We start from the raw sequence: 23,806 nt of genomic DNA on the forward strand, positions 1-23,806 counted from the left end.
CCAGTCTCGGCCGCAGCTTTCCGGTCGATATACGCTACGAAGACAGGGCTGGACAGGAGCGGGTCGAAGACAAGGTGGCGCGGGCGATCATCGAGGCGCATGCCGCAGAGACCGGATCGATCCTCGCCTTTCTTCCCGGGCAAGCGGAGATCAAGCGGACCGCTGAGAGATTGGAGGGCCGATTCGACCCGGATACGCAGGTGATCCCGCTCTATGGAAACCTCTCGCAGAAAGAACAGGACGCAGCGATCAAGCCAGCGGAAAGCGGTCGGCGCAAGATCGTGCTGGCAACCTCGATTGCCGAGACCTCGATCACCATCGACGGTGTGCGGATTGTCATCGATAGCGGGCTGCAACGCCTGCCCGTCTTTGAGCCCTCCACCGGCATCAGCCGACTTGAGACAGTAAAGGTCTCTCGCGCGTCTGCTGACCAGCGTGCTGGCCGCGCGGGGCGAACGGAGCCGGGTATTGCCATCCGTCTGTGGCACGCGGGACAGACAGCGGCGCTGCCAGCGTTTACGCCGCCACAGATTCTCGCCAGCGACCTTTCCGGTTTCGCGCTCGATCTTGCCCATTGGGGTGTCAGCGATCCGGCGTCCCTCAAATTTCTCGATCAGCCGCCAGCGTCTACGTTGAAAGAGGCGAATGCGCTGCTGCAAGGGCTTGGCGCTCTCGACCGGTCTGGCGCGATGACCGCACGCGGCAAGCTGATGCGCGAGATGGCCCTGCCGCCGCGCCTCGCAGCCATGGTTCTCGCGGCAGAAGAGCTTGGATGTGGTCATGAGGCTTCGCTGCTTGCCGTGCTTCTGACAGAACAGGGGCTTGGCGGTAACGATATCGATCTTGAAGAGCGGCTTCGCCGGTTCAAGGGCGAGAAGACGGAGCGCGCAGCCGCTGCCAAGGGACTGGCAAAACGGCTCCTTTCCTCCCTTCCAGGCAAAAGGGACGGATCGGAAGCAGCTCTGACGGCCGGGCAGCTTCTGTTGCATGCCTTTCCGGATCGCATCGCATTCCAGCGTGGTGGGCGCGGTCGATATGTGATGGCGAATGGACGTGGTGGAGAGGTGGAAGAGACGCAGCGACTGGCGGCCGAAAAGATGCTGGTGGTCGCCGACATCGTCGGCCGCGCCGCACGACCGAGGATTCTGGCGGCCGCTTCGATCGTCCTGCGGGATGTGGAAGCATTTCTGCCAGAGGCGGTCGTCAAGGAAGACCAGCTTTTCTTCGACAAGCAAAGCGGACAGGTCCGGGCAAGACGCGTCTCGCGTATCGGCGCCATTATTCTCGATGAAACGCCACTTGCGCGCCCGACCGGAGAGAAGGTAGCGCAAGCGCTTGCCAGCGGCATCCGCGAATATGGGCTCGGCATAGTGCCCTTTTCTAAAGAGGCGCAGCAGTTGCGCCACCGTCTCGGCTTCCTTCACCGCAGTGTCGGCGCGCCATGGCCGGATATGAGTGACGCGGCGCTGATTGACCGGCTGGACGAGTGGTTCGTGCCCTTTCAGCATGACGCCAAGACGATCCATGAGATCAATGGCGGCAATATCATCGAGGGGCTGCGCTCGCTGGTTCCGCATGAGGAGCTGCGCCAGCTTGGCAAATTGCTTCCTACCCATTTCGAAGCGCCGACCGGACAAAAGCACTCGATCCACTATGAGGGTGAGGAGCCGACGCTGACCATCCGCGTGCAGGAGCTCTTCGGCTTGAAGGATCACCCGAGTGTGGCAGGCGGCAAATTGCCACTGTTGCTGGAATTGACCTCGCCTGCCCACAGGCCGATACAGACCACGCGGGATTTGCCAGGGTTCTGGGCGGGCTCTTGGAAGGACGTGCGCGCGGATATGCGCGGGCGTTATCCGCGCCATCCCTGGCCGGAAGATCCGGCATCCGCGCAAGCCACACATCGCGCCAAGCCGCGCGGCACCTGAGATGATTAAGAGGCACCAATGGCAAAGCAGCCTGTAGAAACGACACGGTTTGGCCGCGCCAGCCGCCAGATCAGGCTGCAGACCATTGTCTGGCTGCGCTGGCTTGCCGTGGCCGGGCAGAGCGCCACGCTTCTTATCGTTGCGTTTGGTCTTGGCTTTCCCCTGCCACTGCTGACCTGCGCGCTTCTTATCGCGGCCCTTGCCACTGCCAACCTCTTTCTATCGGCTCGGTTTCCGGCGACCTATCGTCTGGAGCCGTGGGAGGCGACGCTGCTGCTTGCCTTCGACCTGCTGCAGTTGACGGCGCTGATCTATATTACCGGCGGCCTGTCCAACCCGTTCGCGCCACTGATCTGCGTCCAGGTCATCATTGCCTTTGCCTCGCAGCCGTTGAAACATTCTCTCGTTTTGCTGTTCTTCGCGCTGGCTTGCGCAACAGCGATTGCTTTTTCGCCGTTTCCTGTTCCCTGGTATCCAGGGGAAGAATTGCCGATCCAGCTCATCATTCATATCGGCATCTGGTGCTCGATCGTGGCGATGATGCTGTTTGCAGCCTTCTATGCCTACCGCGTCTCGCATGAGGCCAATCAGCTTGCCGATGCGCTTGCTGCGACCGAACTGGTGCTGGAGCGGGAAAAGCACCTGTCGCAACTGGATGGTCTCGCTGCAGCCGCAGCCCATGAATTGGGTACGCCGCTCGCAACCATCAGCGTGGTCGCCAAGGAGATGCAGCGCGAGCTTGGAAAGGACGAGCGCTTCAGCGAGGATGTCGCGCTTCTACGCAGCCAAAGCGAGCGATGCCGCGATATTCTGCGCCGGCTGACATCGCTTTCTGCCGAAGGCGAGGAACATATTCGCCGGCTTCCGCTCTCCTCTTTGATCGAGGAAGTGATGGCACCGCACAGGGAATTCGGCGTGAAACTCAAGCTGGTGGAAAAGTCCGGACGGGCAGACGAACCGGTCGGGGCGCGCAATGCCGGTATTCTCTACGGACTTGGGAATCTGCTGGAAAACGCTGTCGATTACGCCAAGGATATGGTGACCGTTACCGTGGCGCATGATCAGCAGCAGGTGATGGTGACGATCGAGGATGATGGCGACGGCTATTCGCCCGATATTCTCTCACGGATCGGTGATCCTTACGTGACCAAAAGGCACAATGATGCGACGGCTGGAGGGCTTGGACTTGGTCTCTTCATTGCCAAGACGTTGCTGGAACGATCCGGGGCTTCACTGACATTCGAAAATCGTGGACCAAATGCCGCAGGTGCGAGGGTTACCGTCGTCTGGCCGCGATCGGTCATGGAAGATAATAAGAGCCGGTGATCTTAAGTCTCTTAGGAAACCCTTACGCTCGTGGCGCATGAGGGATATGATCGCCGAAAGATAAGAGAATGACCGAAGGAAACGACCATGGCTGATGACGGACAGAAGCACGAAGAAGAGGCGATAACGGCTTCGGATGCGATCGGTCCGGATAAGTCGCTGCTGGTCGTCGATGACGACGGCCCCTTCCTGCGCCGTCTGGCGCGCGCCATGGAGGCGCGTGGCTTTGTGGTGGACACCGCCGAATCGGTGAGTGAAGGCATCGAAAAATCGAAGAGCGCGCCGCCAAAATATGCGGTGGTGGACCTGCGGCTCGGCGACGGCAATGGGTTGGAAGTGATCGAGGCCATTCGCCAGCATCGCGATGACACGCAAATCGTCGTGCTGACCGGCTACGGAAATATTGCGACCGCCGTCACTGCCGTGAAGCTTGGTGCGCTCGACTATCTGGCAAAACCAGCGGATGCCGATGATGTCTTCAACGCGCTGACACAGCGCGAAGGCGACCGGATGGAAGTGCCGGAAAACCCGATGTCTGCCGACCGGGTCCGATGGGAGCACATTCAGCGCGTCTATGAAATGTGCGAGCGCAACGTCTCGGAGACGGCGCGACGGCTGAACATGCACCGCCGCACGCTGCAGCGCATTCTGGCCAAGCGCGCGCCCAAATAAGCAACGGGATACGGATCAGTCCGAGTAGCTGGTGCCGGTGGACCATTCCGCCATCATCAGCCGGCGCGCGGCCGTCCTGGAGAAATCCAGCATCAGGGACTTGCGTGTGGCCGGCGCCAGCTTATGTTCCGGCGCCTCGCGCACCATATGGGCGCCATACCCATCCGAGAGAAAAAGGCCGCACTCTTCGGGAAAGATATCGAGCGGGACGCCAGCGTGTGTGGCGAAGAACAGCCGGTCGCAGTGCAGCCGATAATCCGGCCATTTGCGGTCCACCCTGAAATCCTCGATCGAGGATTTGATCTCGATGATCCAGATTTCCCCTTTGACCGACAGGCTGATGAGATCCGCACGCCGGCCGCTGGACAGCGCCAGCTCTGGCAGAACGGAGTGCCGCATCTCGTTCAGCAATACCTGCACGCCCCGGCGCACAAGCATGGCTTTCTCAGATTGGCGACCGTCGATTAACGGGTTGTTATTGGTAAAGGAAAGAATAGTCATGGACGGATTCTGGAAAAGGCCCCCGAAATTGTTGCAAAAAGACCATGAAGCAGCATATTCGCACAAGCGGTAATCTTGCTGCGGTGCGATGGCTTGCAAAGCATGGATTAATCGAAAATAACCCGATGATCCAATATCGCTTCATGCACCGCTTATATAAGCGAATTTTCCGCGAGAACACCATGCGCATTCGCACTTCATTGACTGCACTCGGCCTGTCGTCCATCCTTGCGCTGACCGGCTGCGCGTCCACAACGACTGAAACCTCTTCCGCCCGCCCGCTCGCTGCTCCGGTTGTCGTCGAGACCGCCCAGATCTTCGGCGATGAAGTTTACGGCGCGACAACGGACGCTGGTTACGCCCTGCCCGCCATTCCGATCAACCGCGTTGACAAGAAGTTTCATCGCCAGATCGTGAACTATGAAACCGCTGAAAAGCCGGGCACGGTGATCGTCAACACCCGCGAGCGCTTCCTTTATTACATCCTGCCCGGCGGCAAGGCCGTGCGTTACGGCATCGGCGTCGGCAAGCAGGGTTTTGCCTGGGCTGGTGAAGCCTATGTGGCCTGGAAGCAGGAATGGCCAACCTGGCATCCGCCGAAGGAAATGGCCGCCCGCAAGCCTGAAGTTGCCAGATATGTCGAAAACGGCATGGGTCCCGGCATCAGCAATCCGCTCGGTGCGCGCGCCATGTATCTCTTCAACGAACAGGGCCAGGACACGCTTTTCCGTATCCACGGTTCGCCTGAATGGGCCTCGATCGGCACCGCCGCCTCTTCCGGCTGCATTCGCATGATCAACCAGGACGTGATCGATCTCTACAGCCGCATTCGTCCAGGCCGCAGCTCCAAGGTTATCGTGATCCAGTAATTTCCGGATCCAAAGTATTCAAAAAGCCGCCGTGGATTCCCGGCGGCTTTTTTTGTTTCCGGTCTGAGATGCTTGCCGATCAGCGCGCATCCCAGACGGTGGAGGATGCTCTCAGGCGCGTTGTTTCGCCTTCAGCTCAAGGCGGCGACGGTGAAGGACTGGCTCGGTATAGCCGTTCGGCTGCGCCCTGCCCTTCAACACCAGTTCCACCGCAGCCTGGAACGCAACCGAATCCTCGAAGTTGCCGGCCATGGGCGTATAGGCCGCATCGCCTACATTCTGCTGATCGACCACGGCTGCCATGCGCTTCATGGTGTCAACGATCTGCTCCTGCGAGACCACGCCATGGCGCAGCCAGTTTGCCATGTGCTGGGCGGAGATGCGCAGCGTCGCACGGTCTTCCATCAGGCCGATATTGTTGATGTCCGGCACCTTGGAGCAACCGACACCCTGATCGACCCAGCGAACGACATAGCCCAGAATACCCTGGGCGTTGTTATCCAGTTCGCGCTGGATTTCCTCAGGCGTCCAGTTGGGGCGAACCGCGACGGGGACAGAGAGAATATCGGCGAGCTTGGCACGACCGCGGCTTTTCAACCCTTCCTGCACCTGGGCCACATCGACCTTATGATAATGCGTCGCATGCAGCGTTGCGGCCGTTGGCGAAGGCACCCAGGCCGTGTTGGCACCCGCCTTGGGGTGGGCGATCTTCTGCTCCAGCATGGCGGCCATCAGGTCGGGCATGGCCCACATGCCCTTGCCGATCTGCGCATGACCGGACAGGCCGCATTCAAGACCGATATCGACATTCCAGTTTTCATACGCTGCGATCCAGGCGGCCTGCTTCATGTCTCCCTTGCGGATCATCGGGCCCGCTTCGATCGAGGTATGGATTTCGTCGCCGGTGCGATCGAGGAAGCCGGTATTGATGAAGACGACGCGGTCCTTCGCAGCGCGAATGCACTCCTTGAGGTTGACGGTCGTGCGGCGCTCCTCATCCATGATGCCCATTTTCATGGTGTTGGGCCGCATGCCGACAAGCTGTTCGACGCGGGTGAAGATCTCAGCTGCGAAGGCGACTTCTTCCGGGCCGTGCATCTTGGGCTTCACGACATACATCGATCCGGCACGCGAGTTCTGGTGGCGACCGATCGGGCCGACATCGTAAAGCGCAATCAGACCGGTGATGACCGCATCCATGATGCCTTCCGGAATCTCCCGGCCATCACGGTCGAGGATAGCGGGGTTCGTCATCAGGTGGCCGACATTGCGCACCAGCATCAGCGAGCGGCCGGGAAGCGTCAGAGCCGTTCCGTTGCGCGCGGTATAATTGCGGTCGGGGTTCAAACGACGGGTAAAGGTTTCCCCGCCCTTGGAGACCTCCTCGGTCAAATCACCGCGCATCAGGCCGAGCCAGTTGCGATAGACAACCAGCTTGTCCTCTGCATCCACGGCAGCGACGGAATCCTCGCAGTCCATGATGGTGGTCAGCGCCGATTCGAGGATGACGTCGGAGATGCCGGCGCGATCAGCCTTGCCGATGGCAGTGGTGGGATCGAGTACGATTTCGATATGGATGCCGTTGGTTTTCAGCAAAATAGCGGATGGCTTCGACGCATCGCCATCGAAGCCGGCAAAATGCGCCTGATCGGCAGGGGTTGTCGAACTGCCGTCCAGGTCGATGACCAAGACACCGTCAACCACGCGCAAGCCGCTGACATCCGCCCATCTGCCGTTCGCAAGCGGTACGGAGTCGTCGAGGAATGATCTGGCCCAGGCGATGACCTTTTCGCCCCGACGGGGATTGTAGCCCCGGCCCTTTTCGGCGCCGTCGTCTTCGGCAATCGCATCCGTGCCGTAAAGCGCATCGTAAAGCGAACCCCAGCGAGCATTGGCGGCGTTCAGCGCGTAGCGCGCATTCATCACCGGTACGACGAGCTGCGGCCCGGCAAGTTCGGCGATTTCCGGATCAACGTTCTGGGTGTTGACCTTGAAGGCCGCGCCTTCCGGAACGATGTAGCCGATCTCGCGAAGATAAGCCTCGTAGGCTGCGAGGTCGGATGGCGCACCGTTCTGGCGATACCAATCATCGAGCTTTTCCTGGAAGGCGTCGCGCTTGGCGAGGAGCTCTTTGTTCTTCGGCGCAAGATCGTGAACAATCGCAGAGAAACCGTTGAAGAAGGTGTCGGCGTTCAGCCCCGTCTCGGGCAGAACCTCATACTTCAAAAACTGGTAGAGCGTCTCGTCGAATGACAGTCCATTATGCTCGATGCGGCTCACAACATATCTCCCTATGATCATTGTCCATAGAGTGAAGGCTGTACCCAGCCTCCGTCAACCGTCGCAACGCATCAAAGATTTTTTCCGTTCAGGAAATAATCTGAAAAACCTGTTCCAATTAGAGAAGCTTCTGCAATTCTGGCAGCTTCTCATTGATCAGCCAGCCATAATAATTCTCTTCCGGCCAGACCGTACCGCCACTTTGGCGGTTCTTCTGCGCCAGTGCAGCAGCGCGCTGCTGTGAGCCGCCGAGATTGTAGAGCGTCGATGTCAGGCCAGGATTTTTGGAAATATCCATGTCGGCGATCGACTTGTAGTCATCGATGGATTTGCGGATCGCAGCGGCCATATAGGCAAGCGAATGATCGGGATCCATGATGGCCGTATAGACGGCAGAGGCATCGTTCTCGTCCAGCTTCTCATAGCCAGAGGTGCGCGCCACCGTATCCGACAGCATGAGCGCTGTCAGCGGATTGATCTGTCCCAGCCCGAATGTCTGGCCGGCATAGAAAGGCTGAAAGAAAACGGCACTGAAGCGGTTATCGGGATAGCTGACGCCATCGACCGTCTTGCCGCGGAAGCTCGCTTCCCAGACATCTTCGCGACAATTCCACAGGCTGTAGGAATCGCTTTTCGACTGGCATTTGGCAAATTGCGAATGCGTCAGAAACTGCGCAATCGTCTCATCCTTATAGCCGAAGCGGAAGCTGTTCCCCGCGTAGGATGCCGCCTTCACATAATAGGACTGGAGGCGATCATAGGCATCGACATTGTAGGTGTGTTCGCCAACGATCGCGCCGATCATGTGGATCGGATCGATGCCATAGCGGCTTGCCGTCGATTTGATCTTGGAGATCAGCTGCTTGTCGCTGGACAGAAGCTCGTAGACTTTCTGGTATTTCCGCTCGTAGGTGGAGTTCGAACCCTTGGTACGGCGTGCCGAGGCGCCCGGCACATTCGGCTGTTCCGCGTTGCGGTTACCAGGCGGCACAAGCGTCGCGGCCTCAGCATAGGACGGGAGAACAGTGCCAATGGCCAGAAGCGTGGCCAATGCCAGGAGAGTTTTGCGCACGAGCGGATGCCTTTTCTCTTGCCGGCTCTCTTGCCGGAGTAATCCAGAGGATCGACTTTCGACATTCATTAACGAAAAGCGATGCCACATGTCGAGAGAAGGCCGGTAAAATAAGAGTGCGGCAAGATTTGCCGCACTCCCTCTGATTTTTGAAACTTCTTCTCGCGTCTGCCTTAAAGAATGTAGCGCGATAGATCCGTGTCGGCGGCGATATCGCCCACATGTTCCTTGACATAGGCGTCATCGATCTTGACCGACGAGCCACCGCGATCGGGCGCGTTGAAGGAGATTTCATCCAGAACACGCTCCATGACCGTTTGCAGACGGCGTGCACCAATGTTTTCGACCGATGAATTGAGATGGACCGCCACGTCGGCCAATGCATCGATGGCGTCGTCGGTGAAATCCAGATCGAGTTCTTCGGTTGCCATCAACGCCTTGTACTGGCGGATCAGGCTCGCTTCGGTCTCGGTCAGAATGCGGCGGAAATCCTCCTTCGTCAGCGGCTTCAGCTCCACGCGGATAGGCAGGCGGCCCTGAAGTTCAGGCAGAAGATCGGAGGGCTTTGCCACATGGAAGGCACCGGACGCGATGAAGAGGATGTGATCCGTCTTTACCGGTCCATACTTCGTCGAGACTGTGGTGCCTTCGACCAGCGGCAGGAGATCGCGCTGCACGCCTTCGCGAGAGACGCCGGCACCCATGCCACCATCGCGGGCGGCGATCTTGTCGATTTCGTCGAGGAAGACGATGCCATCATTTTCGACCGATTTGACCGCTTCGCGTTGGATCTGCTCATTGTCCAGAAGCTTGTCGGACTCGTCGCGGATCAATTCGGCATAGGATTTCTCCACCGAGGTGCGGACCTTCTTGGTGCGCCCGCCCATGGCCTTGCCGAACATTTCAGACAGGTTGAGCACGCCGATATTGGCGCCCGGCATGCCGGGGATCTCGAAGCCGGGCATGCCCGAACCGGTATCGGCAACCTCGATATCGATTTCCTTCTTGTCGAGTTCGCCGTCGCGCAGCTTCTTGCGGAAGCTGTCACGGGTGGCGGGCGACGCGGTCTGCCCGACGAGTGCGTCAAGAACGCGCTCCTCGGCGCTGGCATGGGCCTTGGCCTGGACTTCGGCGCGCATCTTTTCGCGCACAAGGCCGATACCGATCTCGACCAGATCGCGGATGATCTGTTCGACATCCCGGCCGACATAGCCGACTTCGGTAAATTTCGTCGCTTCCACTTTGATGAAGGGCGCACCGGCGAGCTTTGCCAGGCGTCTTGAGATTTCGGTCTTGCCGACACCCGTCGGTCCGATCATCAGAATGTTCTTCGGCATCACTTCGTCGCGCAGGCTCTCATCGAGCTGCTGGCGGCGCCAGCGGTTACGAAGCGCAATGGCGACCGCACGCTTGGCATCATGCTGACCGATAATGTAGCGGTCCAGTTCCGAGACGATCTCCCGGGGAGAAAAAGTGGTCATTTCGATCCTTTCGGCTTCCTGTTGCGGCCAGCCATGACGGCCCGGCCCGCAGGAACCATGGGTTGTTGATCCGTGCGCTTATTCAGCGTCCAACGTTTCAATGACGAGATTGTGGTTGGTGTAGACGCAGATGTCGGCGGCGATATCGAGCGCCTGACGGGCAACCTCTTCGGCGGACTTATCCGAATCCATCAAGGCACGTGCCGCGGCAAAGGCGTAGTTGCCGCCGGAGCCAATAGCGATTGCGCCATGTTCGGGTTCCAGAACATCGCCATTGCCGGTGATGGCAAGGGTGATCGACTTGTCGGCGACGAGCATCATGGCTTCGAGGTTGCGCAGATATTTATCCGTGCGCCAATCCTTGGCGAGTTCGACCGCGGCGCGCATCAACTGGCCTTGATATTGCTCCAGCTTCTTTTCCAGCCGGTCTAGAAGGGTGAAGGCGTCTGCCGTGGCACCGGCAAAACCGGCGATCACTTCGCCCTTGCCGATGCGACGCACCTTGCGGGCGTTGCCCTTCATCACGGTCTGGCCAAGGCTGACCTGTCCGTCGCCGGCCATGACGACCTTGCCGCCCTTTCTCACTGTAATGATTGTTGTCATAAAGCACCTGTCTGCCCATCCGGGCCTTGCATCTAAAGCTATCGAACCGCTGATCGGCTGCGGTCCTTTTCGCAAATTATGTAAGTCCCGTTTTGCCGATTGCAATCTTGCTTAACCGTAGCACCCAGGCGGCACTGACAAGACGATGGAATGACTGGATATTTGAGGTGCAGGCTGGTAAGGAACGGCCAGATTGTCCAAGGAGCAGCCGCAATGGCAGAGCGCACAGCCGAGATTTCCCGCAAGACCAATGAGACCTCCGTCTCGGTCCGCGTGAATATCGATGGAACGGGTACGGCGAAAATTTCGACAGGCGTCGGCTTTTTCGATCATATGCTGGACCAGCTGAGCCGCCATTCGCTGATCGACATGGAGATCGACGTGAAGGGCGACCTTCATATCGACGATCACCACACGGTCGAAGACACCGGTATTGCCATCGGCCAGGCGATTGCCAAAGCCTTGGGCGACCGCAAGGGCATCACGCGTTATGCCTCGCTCGACCTTGCCATGGACGAGACGATGACGAAGGCTGCCGTCGATATTTCCGGCAGGCCCTTCCTGGTCTGGAACGTGCAATTTTCCGCACCGAAGATCGGTACATTCGATACGGAACTGGTGCGCGAATTCTTCCAGGCGCTGGCGCAGAATGCCGGGATCACGCTGCATATTCTCAACCATTACGGCGCCAACAACCATCATATCGCCGAGACGTGCTTCAAGGCGGTTGCGCGCGTATTGCGCAGCGCCACCGAAATCGATCCCAGGCAGGCAGGTCGCATTCCTTCAACGAAGGGCATGCTGGCCTGATCCGGTGAAACATGAAGAGCAACCGAGACCGGTGCTGCTCTGAACGTCGTCAGGAACGCCAATGACATCTTATCTTGTTCTGGAAGCACCGGGCGGACCCGACAGGGATCACCGCACCACTCGCTTCATCGCGGACAGATTTTCGTGGCTTGCTTTGCTGTTTCCGTGGCTCTGGTTTGCCATCCATCGCATGTGGTGGATTGCCGTCTCCGTCGTCATTCTGCAGGTCGCCGCCGGTCAGGTGTCGAGGCTCGATGGCCTCGGCATAGTGGGCCTCCTATTCACCATCACGGCAGGGTTGATAGCCGGATTCGAAGGTCGCAACCTGCTTCAGCGTCATTTGATTGCCAAGGGCTGGACGCTGAAGGACGTGATCGTGGCACTTGATCTTTCGACGGCGGAAGAGATGTATTTTTCGAACCTGCCCGAACAGGACGATGCGCATATGACGTTGTCGCAGCCTGAGTGGAAGACCCGTGATCGGGTGGGCGGCTTCATGACGAACGATCCCGCGGGCTCGTTTCAATTCGATTTGAATGGAAGGCGCTGATATGCGTGTGGCAATTATCGATTATGGCTCCGGCAACCTTCGATCTGCGACGAAGGCGTTCGAGCGCGCGGCGCGGGAAGCCGGCATCGACGCGACAATCGACCTGACCGACAAGCCTGAAAGCGTGGCGTCTGCAGACCGTATCGTGCTGCCAGGTGTCGGCGCCTATGCCGATTGCCGCGCCGGATTGGGTGCGGTGACGGGCATGCATGAAGCGCTGATCGACGTGGTGGAGAAGAAGGGTCATCCCTTCCTCGGCGTCTGCGTCGGCATGCAGCTCATGTCCTCTCGCGGCCTTGAGAAGACAGTGACCGAGGGGCTTGGCTGGATCGAAGGCGATGTGGTGGAGATGACGCCATCTGACCCGGCTCTCAAAATTCCGCAGATCGGCTGGAATACGCTGGAGCTGCACCGCCCTCACCCGCTCTTCGATGGCATCAAGACCGGCCCCGACGGCTTGCACGCCTATTTCGTCCATTCCTACCATCTGGCAGCGAAGCACCGGAATGACGTGATCGCCACCACCAATTACGGTGGCGCGATGACCGCCTTCGTTGGGCACGACAACATGGCTGGTGCCCAATTCCATCCGGAAAAGAGCCAGAGCCTTGGCCTTGCCCTTATTTCGAATTTCCTCCGCTGGAAGCCCTGACATGATCCTTTTTCCCGCAATCGACCTCAAGGACGGCCAGTGCGTTCGCCTGAAACTCGGCGATATGGAGCAGGCCACCGTCTACAACACCGATCCCGGCGCGCAGGCCAAGGCCTTCGAGGATCAGGGCTTCGAGTGGCTGCATGTCGTGGATTTGAACGGCGCCTTTGCCGGCCAGACCGTCAATGGCGAGGCGGTCGACGCCATTTTGAAATCCACCAAGAACCCGGTGCAACTGGGTGGCGGTATTCGCACCCTGGAGCATATCGAAGCGTGGCTGAGCCGCGGTCTCGCGCGCGTCATCCTCGGCACCGTTGCGGTGCGCGATCCGGTTCTGGTTCTGGAAGCCTGCAAGCGCTTCCCCGGCCAGGTTGCCGTGGGAATCGATGCCAAGGGCGGCAAGGTTGCGGTGGAAGGTTGGGCGGAGGCCTCTGAACTTGGCGTGATCGAGCTTGCCAAGCGCTTCGAAGGGGCAGGCGTTGCCGCGATCATCTACACCGATATCGACCGTGACGGCATTCTGGCCGGGATCAACTGGGCCTCGACACTCGAGCTTGCCAATGCGGTTTCCATTCCGGTGATCGCATCCGGCGGGCTTGCCTCCATCGACGATATCAAGCGCATGCTGGAGCCGGATGCGGCAAAGCTGGAAGGCGCCATTTCCGGGCGCGCGCTCTATGACGGACGTATCGATCCGGCAGAGGCACTGGCGCTGATCAAGGAGGCACGGGCATGACACTGAAAGCACGCATTATCCCCTGCCTTGACGTCAAAGACGGTCGCGTCGTCAAGGGCGTGAACTTCGTCGATCTGATCGATGCCGGCGATCCGGTCGAGGCGGCGAAAGCCTATGATGCGGCCGGTGCCGATGAGCTTTGCTTTCTCGACATCACCGCCTCTTCCGACAATCGCGAAACGATTTTCGATGTGGTGTCACGCACCGCCGATCACTGCTTCATGCCGGTGACGGTGGGGGGCGGCGTTCGTGCCGTGTCGGATATTCGCAAGCTTCTGCTCTGCGGTGCCGACAAAGTGTCGATCAATTCGGCAGCGGTCAAAGACCCGGATTTCGTCGCCCAGGCGGCGGATAAGTTCGGTAATCAGTGCATCGTTGTCTCCATCGACGCCAAGAAGGTGTCGGCCAGCGACGAAGCCGATCGCTGGGAAATCTTTACCCATGGCGGACGCCAGCCGACGGGCATCGATGCGGTAGAATTTGCCGTCAAGATGGTCGAGCGGGGTGCCGGCGAATTGCTCATCACCTCCATGGATCGCGACGGCACGAAGAGTGGCTATGACATCGCGCTGACACGCACCATTGCCGATCAGGTGCGCGTTCCGGTGATCGCTTCCGGCGGTGTCGGAAATCTCGATGATCTGGTGGCGGGCGTGAAGGAAGGCCATGCGACAGCGGTTCTGGCGGCGTCGATCTTCCACTTCGGCACCTATACGATCGGGCAAGCCAAGTCCTATATGGCCGATCATGGCATTGCCATGCGTCTCGACTGATCTTTGAAAGGACAAGCAGCATGAGCGGGTTTTCCCTTTCCGATCTCGAGCGCATCGTTGCCGAACGCGCCAGCGCATCGCCTGATCAATCCTGGACGGCCAAGCTGTTTGCCGCCGGGCAAGCCAAGGCGGCCAAGAAGCTCGGCGAAGAGGCGGTCGAAACGGTGATCGCGGCGATCTCGCAGGATCGCAAGAACCTGACGGACGAGGCAGCCGATCTGCTTTATCATCTTCTCGTGGTCCTCAAGATCGCCGATATCCCTCTCTCCGATGTCTTCGCGGAATTGGAGAGACGGACGGGTCAGTCCGGATTGCAGGAAAAGGCATCAAGGCCTCAATCATGACGACGATGGCACGCAGGGGGGAGCAAGGCATGCCAACGACGCTCGATCATTTCAGGCCGGATGAATACTCGCCCTATCACTTCTTCAGTTCGGAAGAGTGGTCGAAGTTTCGCGCCGATACGCCCTTGACGCTGTCCGCCGACGAGGTGAAACGCCTCCGATCGCTCGATGACCCGATCGATCTCGACGAGGTTCGGCGGATCTACCTGTCGCTCTCGCGACTGCTCTCATCCCATGTGGAAGCGTCGCAGCTGCTGTTCGAGCAGCGCAACCGCTTCATCAACATGGAGCACGTCAACAAGACGCCCTTCGTCATCGGCATTGCGGGCTCTGTTGCGGTCGGGAAATCCACCACGGCGCGTATTCTAAAAGAGCTTCTGGCGCGCTGGCCTTCCAGCCCAAAGGTCGATCTGATCACCACGGACGGGTTTCTCTACCCGAACGAGGTTTTGCGGCGTGAGAACCTTATGGAGCGCAAGGGATTTCCGGAAAGCTACGACATCGGCGCGCTTCTACGCTTCCTTTCCGCCATCAAGGCGGGCCAGCCGAACGTCCAGGCGCCCCGCTACTCGCACTTGGTCTACGATGTCCTGCCCAGCGAATTCACCAATGTCGACCGGCCCGACATCCTGATTTTCGAGGGCATCAACGTGCTGCAGGCGCGCAACCTGCCGGCCGGCGGGCGCATCGTGCCGATGGTGTCCGACTTCTTCGATTTTTCGATCTATATCGATGCGGACGAGACGATCATCCATAATTGGTACGTCAACCGTTTCATGAACCTGCGCAAGACGGCGTTCCGCGACCCGACATCCTACTTCAATCGGTATGCGTCGATTTCGGAAACTGCGGCGCTCGCGATCGCAGAAGGGCTTTGGGAGAATATCAACCTCAAAAACCTGCGCGAGAACATCGTACCGACGAGACCACGTGCCGACCTCATCCTGAGAAAAGGCCAGAACCATCTGATCGACATGGTGGCGCTGAGAAAGCTCTAAGTCTGAAGACGGCACCGAGAGCGTTTCTCGGCCAAAGCTGTTAATCCTGTCCCGGCTTGCCACGCATCTTCTTGATATCCGAACGGCCTGATTTTGCTTTCAGTCGCCGCTCGACAGAGCCTTTTGTCGGCTTGGTGGCCTTGCGCGGCGGCGGCGGCGGCTCGGCTGCCTTGAGAATCAGTTCTTTCAGACGCTCCCGCGCATCTTCCCGGTTCCGCTCCTGGGTGCGAAACTGACTTGCCTCGATCATCAGCACGCCTTCTTTCGAGACGCGCCTCCCACCAAGCTTGACAAGATTGGTCTTGATGCGATCCGAGAGCGCCGGAGAAGCCGTGATATTGAAGAACAGTTGAACCGCGGTGGAGACCTTGTTGACATTCTGTCCGCCCGGCCCGCCAGCCAGCACGAATTGCTCCGTCAGTTCCCATCCGGCAATCGTTATTCTGCTGCTGATGTAAAGGGGCGCGCTTGCCATGTCATTCTCCGGCAGGCGTGATGCCACAGATGCGATGGAATGAAAACAGTTGAGAAGGCTTCAAGCGCCGGAATGAACTGATAGAGCGCCGTACGTCTTTCTAGATGCACAAAGGACGCTCTATCTTTTTTAAATCCAGGATCGTGCTTTTTCTAACGAAAAACCCGGCGCGAGGCCGGGTTTTGTATTGTGAAGAGATCGACCGCTTATTCGGCGGCAGCCAGGAGGCCAGGAGCAGCGTCGCGGACGGTGCTGTCAACATGGTCTTCGAACTTGGTGAAGTTCGTGACGAACATGTTGACCAGCTTCTTGGCTTGCGCGTCGTAGGCAGCGCCATCGGCCCAGGTCGAGCGTGGGTCGAGGATGCTCTTGTCGATGCCTTCGAGCGAAGTCGGTACGGCAAAGCCGAAATTGGCGTCGGTGCGGAACTGGGCGTTCTTCAGCTCGCCGGTCAGTGCAGCGGTCAGAAGCGCGCGGGTAGCCTTGATCGGCATGCGCTTGCCAATGCCATAGGCACCACCGGTCCAGCCGGTGTTGACCAGCCAGCAATCCACACCATGCTGTGCAATCAGATCACGCAGCAGGTTGCCGTATTCCGTCGGATGACGCGGCATGAAGGGAGCGCCGAAGCAGGTCGAGAAGGTGGCTTCCGGCTCTGTTACGCCCTTTTCCGTGCCGGCGACCTTGGCGGTGTAGCCGGAGAGGAAGTGGTACATGGCCTGTTCCGGCGTCAGACGCGCGATCGGCGGCAGCACGCCGAAGGCATCGGCGGTCAGCATGATGATCGTCTTCGGATGACCGGCAAGGCCGGTCTTCGAGGCGTTGGGAATGAAGTGCAGCGGGTAAGCGCTACGAGTATTTTCCGTCAGCGAATTGTCGTTGAAATCCGGAACGCGGTTTTCGTCGAGAACGACGTTTTCCAGAACCGTGCCAAAGCGACGGGTTGCCGCGTAGATTTCAGGCTCAGCTTCCGCCGACAACTTGATCGCCTTGGCGTAGCAGCCGCCTTCGAAATTGAAGATGCCGTCTTCGCCCCAGCCATGCTCATCGTCGCCGATCAGCGTACGGGCGGGATCGGCAGACAGCGTGGTCTTGCCGGTGCCGGACAGGCCGAAGAAGACCGCCGCGTCACCATCCGGGCCGACATTGGCCGAGCAGTGCATCGGCATAACGCCCTTGGCAGGCAGCAAGTAGTTGAGAACGGTGAAGACCGACTTCTTGTTCTCGCCGGCATAGGATGTGCCGCCGATGAGGACGATACCCTTGGTCAGGTCGCAGGCGATGACCGTTTCGGTGCGCACGCCGTGACGGGCAGGATCAGCCTTGAAGCTTGGCAGGTTGATGATGGTGAGCTTCTGCTTGAACGAAGCAAGCTTCTCGCGCGCCGGGCGGATCAGCAGGTTACGGATGAAGAGGCCGTGCCAGGCAAGCTCGGTAACGACGCGGGTTGGCAGCGCATTCTCTTCATCGGCACCGCCGACGAGATCCTGAACGTAGAGTGTCTTGCCTGCGGCATGCGCGAGCATATCCTTGTGCAGAATTTCGAAATGCTCAGGCGACAGCGGCTTGTTGTTGTCCCACCAGATCGCATTTTCCGTGTGGGCATCGCGCACCACGAATTTGTCCTTCGGAGAACGGCCGGTGTGCTGACCGGTCACGGCGCGCAGAGCGCCATCAACGGTAATGTCCGCCTCGCCGTTGCGGATCGATTCTTCGTACAACTCACTCTCGATGAGGTTGTAATGTACGACAGCGGCTCCGCCCAGACCGAGTGCAGCCACTCCGTTTTCTGGATTGTGTACTCCGAGTTCTTTCATGGCGCGTTCCCTTTTTCTGAATGCGAGCCGTTCAAATTTTCAGTGAAGCTAACGGCAACAAACAGGATTGGCAAGATGCCGCATCAAAAATATTCAACAATTTCAATATATTAATCGATTTAAAAGATTTTATTCCTTTTTAAATCGGTTTAGCCACGCTGCAAATCCGGACTCTTAGTCTCTGCTGGAATATCCTGCTTCAAAGCTCTCCAATCGTGGGGCTTGGTCTTTGCCACAATTTGTTCCACCTTTATACTCATGAGACGTGTTCGCGGCGCACAACCTAGGCTGGGGTGAATGTCGGGAGCATAGATTGCAAATGACGATGGAGACCAATTTAATGCAGACGATTGCGCTTGTAGACGACGACCGTAATATCCTGACATCGGTGTCGATCGCGCTCGAAGCGGAAGGCTATAAGGTCGAAACGTATACCGACGGCGCCTCCGCCCTTGACGGGCTGATTGCACGCCCGCCGCAGCTGGCGATCTTCGATATCAAGATGCCGCGCATGGACGGCATGGAACTGTTGCGTCGTCTTCGGCAGAAGTCGGACCTTCCCGTCATCTTCCTCACGTCCAAGGATGAGGAAATCGACGAGCTGTTCGGCCTGAAGATGGGCGCCGACGATTTCATCACCAAGCCCTTTTCGCAGCGCCTTCTGGTGGAGCGCGTCAAGGCGATCCTGCGCCGCGCCAGCAGCCGTGAAGCAGCGGCGACCGGCGCAAGCCCCATGAAGATCGCGGCCGATCAGGCCGCCAGAACGCTGGAACGCGGACAGCTTGCCATGGACCAGGAGCGCCACACCTGCACCTGGAAGGGCGAGCCGGTGACACTGACCGTCACTGAATTCCTGATCCTCCACTCGCTGGCACAGCGCCCAGGCGTCGTCAAAAGCCGCGATGCGCTGATGGACGCCGCCTATGACGAGCAGGTCTATGTCGACGACCGCACCATCGACAGCCACATCAAGCGCCTGCGCAAAAAGTTCAAGCTGGTCGACAACGACTTCGACATGATTGAAACGCTTTACGGTGTGGGTTATCGCTTCCGCGAAGCGCCGTAAGGCCGGGTAATGACGCCGCGCAAGCGGGGGCTGAGGAACGCACGTGCTGAACAAAACGCAGGATAGCGCATCGGACACATCCGATGCCGACGATCGTGAGAGCGGTCGGCGGCACCGGATTCATCCGCTGACGATCGTCCGGCGTATTTTCGGCAATGCCGTCTTTTCCAGCCTGACGCGCCGCATTCTCTTCTTCAACGTCGCTGCGACGGTGGTTCTGGTCGGTGGTATTCTCTACCTCAACCAGTTTCGCGAAGGGCTGATCGATGCGCGCGTCGAAAGCCTGCTGACGCAGGGCGAAATCATCGCCGGTGCGATCTCCGCCTCGGCTTCGGTCGATACCAATTCGATCACCATCAACCCGGAAAAGCTGCTGGAGTTGCAGGCGGGTCAGAGCATCACGCCGGTACCGAATGATGAGGACCTGAGCTTCCCGATCAATCCGGAGCGTGTCGCCCCGGTCCTTCGCCGCCTGATTTCCCCGACCCGCACCCGAGCCCGTCTCTTCGATGCGGATGCGAACCTGCTTCTCGATTCCCGGCATTTGTATTCACGCGGGCAAGTTTTACGCTACGACCTGCCGCCGGTAACGCCTGAAACCCAGACCTGGGGCGAATGGTTTGCCAGCCTGTTCAACCGCATGCTGCAGCCAAGCAGCCTGCCGCTTTACAAGGAAACACCCGGCGGCGACGGATCGATCTATCCAGAAGTGATGAATGCGCTGACGGGTGTTCGCGGCGCTGTCGTGCGCGTCACGGAAAAGGGTGAGCTGATCGTTTCGGTGGCCGTTCCAGTGCAACGCTTCCGCGCGGTGCTTGGGGTTCTGCTGCTATCGACACAGGCCGGCGATATCGACAAGATCGTCCATGCGGAACGTCTGGCGATCATGCGCGTCTTCGGCATTGCGACGCTGGTCAATATCGTTCTGTCGCTGCTTCTTTCTTCCACTATCGCGACGCCGCTTCGGCGTCTTTCGGCCGCCGCGATCCGCGTGCGCCGTGGCGCCAAGGCGCGTGAGGAAATTCCGGACTTCTCGGCGCGTCAGGACGAGATCGGCAACCTCTCGATTGCACTTCGCGAAATGACCAACGCCCTTTACGACCGGATCGACGCAATCGAGAGTTTTGCGGCGGATGTCAGCCACGAGTTGAAGAACCCGTTGACCTCGCTGCGCAGCGCGGTGGAAACGCTGCCGCGTGCCAAGACGGAAGAATCCAAGCAGCGCCTTACCGAAATCATCTTCCACGATGTTCGCCGTCTCGACCGCCTGATCAGCGACATTTCCGATGCGTCGCGTCTCGACGCGGAACTGGCGCGTGCCGATTCCTCGCCCGTCGATCTTGAGGTCTTGCTGAATGGTCTTGTCGAAATCTCGCGACAGATTTCCAGCAAGAAGAAAACGGTCACGATCGATTATGTGGCCGACCACAAGCCGGGCGTGAAGACCAGCTATGTGGTCAACGGCCACGATCTCCGCCTTGGCCAGATCGTCACCAACCTGATCGAAAACGCCCGCTCCTTCGTTTCGCAGGATGGCGGGCGCATCTTCGTGCACCTGCTGCGGCACAAGGATCGCTGCCTAGTCCGCGTCGAGGACAATGGTCCCGGTATCCAGGCTGAAGATATCGACCGTATTTTTGAGCGCTTCTACACTGATCGCCCGGCGAGCGAAGGTTTCGGCCAGAATTCCGGTCTTGGCCTCTCGATCAGCCGCCAGATTGCCGAGGCGCATGGCGGTACGCTGAAGGCGGAAAACATCATCGACAAATATGGTGTGATCTCCGGCGCCCGCTTCACCCTGTCGCTTCCTGCCGCCCCGACGCATGAGCGCTGACCGCATCAACTACCATGCAACTGCGATCGTCATTGACGAAACGGGCATGCTGTTCGTCGGCCCCTCCGGCAGCGGCAAGAGCGAGCTTGCCTTCAGCTTTCTGACAGAGGCACAGCGTTACGGCTTGCCGGCGGCGCTCGTAGCAGACGATCAGGTTCTTATGTCGTCTCAAGATGGACGCGTTCTCGTCGAACGGCCGGAGAGCATTGCCGGGCTCCTAGAACTGCGCGGCAGCGGCATCGTCGAACTTGAGAGCATCAAATCGGCGACGATAGACTATGCGATAACGCCTGTTGCACACCCGCAGTCCCCTCGCCTCCCGCCGAAGAATGAATGGCTGGATTTACCGACCGGCAACAGGCTACCGCTCATCCGGATTCCGCTTTCCAGCATCACGCCCTATGGAAAATTTGCTGCACTTGCTCAAAATCTGTTCAAAGCCAAGGGAAAGTGAACAAAAATCCCCTGTTTGGGGGCTTGCGCTTCCCATTTTCCTCATCAAGATGTCGTCCCACCGATGGACAGGTTTGCGGCATTGCGATAGGGCGGCACACCAGACGCAAGTCCAGGTGGCAAAGTGCGTGTGTAAGGGAGCATTTCATGATCGGACTAGTGCTTGTCACTCATGGCAAGCTGGCTGAGGAATTTCGTCACGCGGTAGAGCATGTGGTCGGTCCTCAGAAGTTGATCGAGACCGTATCGATTGGTCCCGAGGACGACATGGATCAGCGTCGGCAGGATATCATCGATGCCGTCACACGCGCCAATGACGGCAATGGCGTCATCATCCTCACAGACATGTTTGGCGGAACGCCGTCCAACCTCGCCATCTCGGTGATGAGCAGCGGCACCGTTGAAGTGATTGCCGGCGTCAATCTTCCCATGTTGATCAAGCTTGCCGGTATTCGCAGCGAGGACAACATGGACAAGGCTCTGCAGGAGTCTTCCGATGCCGGTCGCAAATATATCAACGTCGCCAGCCGCGTTCTCAGCGGCAAATAAGAAGAACACGCTTCATGTCCTCACTGTCGAAGGAACTGCTGATCGTCAACAAGCGCGGCCTGCACGCGCGCGCCTCTGCAAAATTCGTGCAGATGGTGGAGAAGTTCGACGCAGCCATCAGCGTTTCGAAGGACGGTATGACGGTCGGCGGCACTTCGATCATGGGTCTGATGATGCTTGCGGCAAGCCCCGGATGCACGGTTTTTGTCGAAGCAAGCGGCAATCAGGCGGAAGAAGCGCTTGCAGCACTCGAGGCGCTGGTTGCGGATCGGTTCGGCGAAGAACTTTGATAACCATCATATAAAGACATAAAGACTTCTTTATATGATTATTGCCAGATCGGCGATTGCCTGTTAGAACCGCAGCCTGAATTGCAAGGCAGCGGCACGGGTCCCTGCCATTTTTGAGCAGGAGATCTTTATGAGCGCTGACAAAGACTACATCGTCGCGGATATCAACCTTGCCGATTACGGCCGCAAGGAACTGGACATTGCCGAAACTGAAATGCCGGGCCTGATGTCCTGCCGCAGCGAATTCGGTCAAAGCAAGCCGCTGAAGGGCGCACGCATTTCCGGCTCGCTGCACATGACGATCCAGACGGCCGTTCTGATCGAAACCCTGAAGGAACTCGGCGCCGACATCCGTTGGGCGTCTTGCAACATCTTCTCGACGCAGGATCACGCTGCTGCAGCCATCGCGGCCGCCGGCATTCCGGTCTTCGCCGTCAAGGGTGAGAGCCTGACCGAATATTGGGAATACACCGACAAGATCTTTCAGTGGACCGATGGTGGTCTCTCCAACATGATCCTGGATGACGGTGGCGACGCCACCATGTACATCCTGCTCGGTGCACGCGCCGAAGCTGGCGAAGACGTTCTGTCGAACCCAGGCTCGGAAGAAGAAGAAATTCTTGTCGCACAGATCAAGAAGCGCCTTCAGGCTTCGCCAGGCTGGTTCACCAAGCAGCGCGACGCGATCAAGGGCGTGACCGAAGAAACCACGACAGGTGTTCATCGTCTCTATGACCTCAGCAAGAAGGGTCTTCTCCCCTTCCCGGCAATCAACGTCAATGACAGCGTCACCAAGTCGAAGTTCGACAACAAGTACGGCTGCAAGGAATCGCTGGTTGACGGTATCCGTCGCGCCACAGACGTGATGATGGCCGGCAAGGTTGCCGTCGTTTGCGGTTACGGCGATGTCGGCAAGGGTTCTGCTGCTTCGCTTCAGGGCGCTGGCGCCCGCGTCAAGGTCACCGAAATCGACCCGATCTGCGCGCTTCAGGCCGCCATGGACGGTTTCGAAGTCGTTCGCCTCGAAGACGTCGTGTCTTCGGCAGACATCTTCATCACCACCACCGGCAACAAGGACGTCATCCGCATCGAGCATATGCGCGAGATGAAGGACATGGCGATCGTCGGCAATATCGGTCACTTCGACAACGAAATTCAGGTCGCTTCGCTGAAGAACCTGAAGTGGACCAACATCAAGCCGCAGGTCGACATGATCGAGTTCGCCAAGGGCAACCGCATGATCCTTCTGTCGGAAGGCCGCCTACTGAACCTCGGCAATGCGACCGGTCACCCTTCCTTCGTTATGTCGGCCTCGTTCACCAACCAGGTGCTCGGCCAGATTGAGCTCTTCACCAAGCAGGGCGAGTACAAGAACGACGTTTACGTGCTGCCGAAACACCTCGATGAAAAGGTCGCGCGCCTTCACCTTGAGAAGCTCGGCGTGAAGCTGACCGAACTTTCCGACACGCAGGCAGATTATATCGGCGTCTCGAAGACGGGTCCGTTCAAGGCAGAACACTACAGATATTGATTTCATAGTTAATATCCACATCAAATACACCACATCTAGGCATCGCGGGCTTGACAAAGTCCGCGATTTCTTTTTGGGCGCCGCCCTTCCCGGAAATTTGCTGAGACGGTATTGTCTGAAGACTTGATTCGTGTGGGCGGATGCTCGTGCGAAAATGGGATGTCTTGTCGAAGATGCGGCACATAGGACGGAGACA

24 protein-coding genes (1 of these 24 only partly in view) are annotated in these 23,806 nt (G+C 58.6%); 17 read left to right on the forward strand and 7 right to left on the reverse strand.

Annotated elements, in window-relative coordinates; genetic code table 11:
- The 3 genes from hrpB to AC07U5_RS00970 form a co-directional block, all read left to right on the forward strand.
- Positions 1-1,928 carry the 3' portion of an ATP-dependent helicase HrpB gene (gene hrpB, locus AC07U5_RS00960; RefSeq protein WP_494722056.1) on the forward strand. The gene continues 559 nt to the left of window position 1, outside the view, so the window shows 1,928 of its 2,487 coding nt (coding positions 560-2,487); its start codon lies beyond the left edge, outside the window; its stop codon occupies positions 1,926-1,928.
- 18 nt (positions 1,929-1,946) lie between these two features.
- Positions 1,947-3,254 carry an ActS/PrrB/RegB family redox-sensitive histidine kinase gene (locus AC07U5_RS00965; RefSeq protein WP_062597506.1) on the forward strand — a complete coding sequence of 436 codons (1,308 nt, stop codon included), beginning with the start codon at positions 1,947-1,949 and terminating at the stop codon, positions 3,252-3,254.
- 87 nt (positions 3,255-3,341) lie between these two features.
- A complete protein-coding gene (locus tag AC07U5_RS00970; protein ID WP_062597505.1) occupies positions 3,342-3,926 on the forward strand; it encodes an ActR/PrrA/RegA family redox response regulator transcription factor in 585 nt (194 codons plus the stop codon).
- A gap of 15 nt (positions 3,927-3,941) precedes the next feature.
- On the opposite strand, the gene AC07U5_RS00975 is transcribed toward AC07U5_RS00970, so the two are convergent.
- The gene (locus tag AC07U5_RS00975) at positions 3,942-4,427 is read right to left on the reverse strand and encodes an MmcB family DNA repair protein (RefSeq protein WP_113326815.1); all 486 of its coding nucleotides are present in this window, start codon (positions 4,425-4,427) and stop codon (positions 3,942-3,944) included.
- A gap of 182 nt (positions 4,428-4,609) precedes the next feature.
- Here AC07U5_RS00975 and AC07U5_RS00980 point away from each other — a divergent pair, with 182 nt between their 5' ends.
- Positions 4,610-5,296, forward strand: a complete 687-nt coding sequence (locus AC07U5_RS00980; protein WP_062424793.1) for a L,D-transpeptidase — start codon at positions 4,610-4,612, stop codon at positions 5,294-5,296.
- A gap of 111 nt (positions 5,297-5,407) precedes the next feature.
- On the opposite strand, the gene AC07U5_RS00985 is transcribed toward AC07U5_RS00980, so the two are convergent.
- The 4 genes from AC07U5_RS00985 to hslV all read right to left on the reverse strand — a co-directional run bounded on the left by AC07U5_RS00985 (position 5,408) and on the right by hslV (position 10,732).
- Positions 5,408-7,576: a malate synthase G gene (locus AC07U5_RS00985; protein WP_494722057.1), complete on the reverse strand. Its 2,169-nt coding sequence runs from the start codon at positions 7,574-7,576 to the stop codon at positions 5,408-5,410.
- 118 nt (positions 7,577-7,694) lie between these two features.
- Positions 7,695-8,648 carry a DUF1402 family protein gene (locus AC07U5_RS00990; protein WP_333630468.1) on the reverse strand — a complete coding sequence of 318 codons (954 nt, stop codon included), beginning with the start codon at positions 8,646-8,648 and terminating at the stop codon, positions 7,695-7,697.
- A gap of 173 nt (positions 8,649-8,821) precedes the next feature.
- The gene (gene hslU / locus AC07U5_RS00995) at positions 8,822-10,129 is read right to left on the reverse strand and encodes an ATP-dependent protease ATPase subunit HslU (protein WP_062444636.1); all 1,308 of its coding nucleotides are present in this window, start codon (positions 10,127-10,129) and stop codon (positions 8,822-8,824) included.
- Between the two features lie 78 nt (positions 10,130-10,207).
- Positions 10,208-10,732 (reverse strand): ATP-dependent protease subunit HslV, encoded by a 525-nt coding sequence (gene hslV / locus AC07U5_RS01000; RefSeq protein ID WP_062444634.1) that lies wholly within the window; start codon positions 10,730-10,732, stop codon positions 10,208-10,210.
- Between the two features lie 213 nt (positions 10,733-10,945).
- On the opposite strand from hslV, the gene hisB reads away from it, so the two are divergent.
- The 7 genes from hisB to coaA all read left to right on the forward strand — a co-directional run bounded on the left by hisB (position 10,946) and on the right by coaA (position 15,595).
- Positions 10,946-11,542 (forward strand): imidazoleglycerol-phosphate dehydratase HisB, encoded by a 597-nt coding sequence (gene hisB, locus AC07U5_RS01005; RefSeq protein ID WP_062424656.1) that lies wholly within the window; start codon positions 10,946-10,948, stop codon positions 11,540-11,542.
- Positions 11,543-11,603: 61 nt separating this feature from the next.
- Positions 11,604-12,092: a DUF2628 domain-containing protein gene (locus AC07U5_RS01010; protein ID WP_494722058.1), complete on the forward strand. Its 489-nt coding sequence runs from the start codon at positions 11,604-11,606 to the stop codon at positions 12,090-12,092.
- 1 nt (position 12,093) lies between these two features.
- Positions 12,094-12,744 (forward strand): imidazole glycerol phosphate synthase subunit HisH, encoded by a 651-nt coding sequence (gene hisH / locus AC07U5_RS01015; RefSeq protein ID WP_153312638.1) that lies wholly within the window; start codon positions 12,094-12,096, stop codon positions 12,742-12,744.
- 1 nt (position 12,745) lies between these two features.
- Complete coding sequence (gene hisA / locus AC07U5_RS01020) at positions 12,746-13,480, forward strand: 1-(5-phosphoribosyl)-5-[(5-phosphoribosylamino)methylideneamino]imidazole-4-carboxamide isomerase (RefSeq protein WP_112954379.1); 735 nt, start codon at positions 12,746-12,748, stop codon at positions 13,478-13,480.
- Positions 13,477-14,253 (forward strand): imidazole glycerol phosphate synthase subunit HisF, encoded by a 777-nt coding sequence (gene hisF / locus AC07U5_RS01025; RefSeq protein ID WP_494722059.1) that lies wholly within the window; start codon positions 13,477-13,479, stop codon positions 14,251-14,253. Before hisA ends, hisF begins: the two co-directional genes overlap by 4 nt.
- A 20-nt stretch (positions 14,254-14,273) precedes the next feature.
- Positions 14,274-14,597 (forward strand): phosphoribosyl-ATP diphosphatase, encoded by a 324-nt coding sequence (locus AC07U5_RS01030; protein WP_062444624.1) that lies wholly within the window; start codon positions 14,274-14,276, stop codon positions 14,595-14,597.
- Between the two features lie 5 nt (positions 14,598-14,602).
- The gene (coaA, locus tag AC07U5_RS01035) at positions 14,603-15,595 is read left to right on the forward strand and encodes a type I pantothenate kinase (RefSeq protein WP_494723231.1); all 993 of its coding nucleotides are present in this window, start codon (positions 14,603-14,605) and stop codon (positions 15,593-15,595) included.
- Between the two features lie 40 nt (positions 15,596-15,635).
- Here the strand turns inward: coaA and arfB are convergent, their stop codons facing one another.
- Entirely contained in the window at positions 15,636-16,070 is a 435-nt protein-coding gene (gene arfB / locus AC07U5_RS01040; RefSeq protein WP_062424662.1) for an alternative ribosome rescue aminoacyl-tRNA hydrolase ArfB, read from the reverse strand.
- Between the two features lie 206 nt (positions 16,071-16,276).
- Positions 16,277-17,887, reverse strand: a complete 1,611-nt coding sequence (locus AC07U5_RS01045) for a phosphoenolpyruvate carboxykinase (protein WP_494722060.1) — start codon at positions 17,885-17,887, stop codon at positions 16,277-16,279.
- 340 nt (positions 17,888-18,227) lie between these two features.
- Between AC07U5_RS01045 and chvI the strand changes: the two genes are divergently transcribed.
- The 6 genes from chvI to ahcY all read left to right on the forward strand — a co-directional run bounded on the left by chvI (position 18,228) and on the right by ahcY (position 23,610).
- Positions 18,228-18,953, forward strand: coding sequence for a two-component system response regulator ChvI (chvI, locus tag AC07U5_RS01050; RefSeq protein ID WP_494722061.1), 726 nt, complete (start codon positions 18,228-18,230; stop codon positions 18,951-18,953).
- A gap of 43 nt (positions 18,954-18,996) precedes the next feature.
- Positions 18,997-20,787 (forward strand): sensor histidine kinase, encoded by a 1,791-nt coding sequence (locus AC07U5_RS01055; RefSeq protein ID WP_062444619.1) that lies wholly within the window; start codon positions 18,997-18,999, stop codon positions 20,785-20,787.
- On the forward strand, positions 20,777-21,241 hold the full coding sequence (locus AC07U5_RS01060; RefSeq protein WP_494722062.1) for an HPr kinase/phosphorylase: 465 nt from the start codon (positions 20,777-20,779) through the stop codon (positions 21,239-21,241). The genes AC07U5_RS01055 and AC07U5_RS01060 overlap by 11 nt, the downstream gene beginning before the upstream one ends.
- Before the next feature lie 146 nt (positions 21,242-21,387).
- The gene (locus AC07U5_RS01065) at positions 21,388-21,789 is read left to right on the forward strand and encodes a PTS sugar transporter subunit IIA (RefSeq protein ID WP_062424667.1); all 402 of its coding nucleotides are present in this window, start codon (positions 21,388-21,390) and stop codon (positions 21,787-21,789) included.
- 14 nt (positions 21,790-21,803) lie between these two features.
- Entirely contained in the window at positions 21,804-22,079 is a 276-nt protein-coding gene (locus AC07U5_RS01070) for an HPr family phosphocarrier protein (RefSeq protein WP_062424668.1), read from the forward strand.
- A gap of 130 nt (positions 22,080-22,209) precedes the next feature.
- Entirely contained in the window at positions 22,210-23,610 is a 1,401-nt protein-coding gene (gene ahcY, locus AC07U5_RS01075; RefSeq protein WP_062424669.1) for an adenosylhomocysteinase, read from the forward strand.
- Positions 23,611-23,806: the final 196 nt, after the last annotated feature.

The organism is Agrobacterium sp. GW821-FHT02D03 (assembly GCF_059421725.1).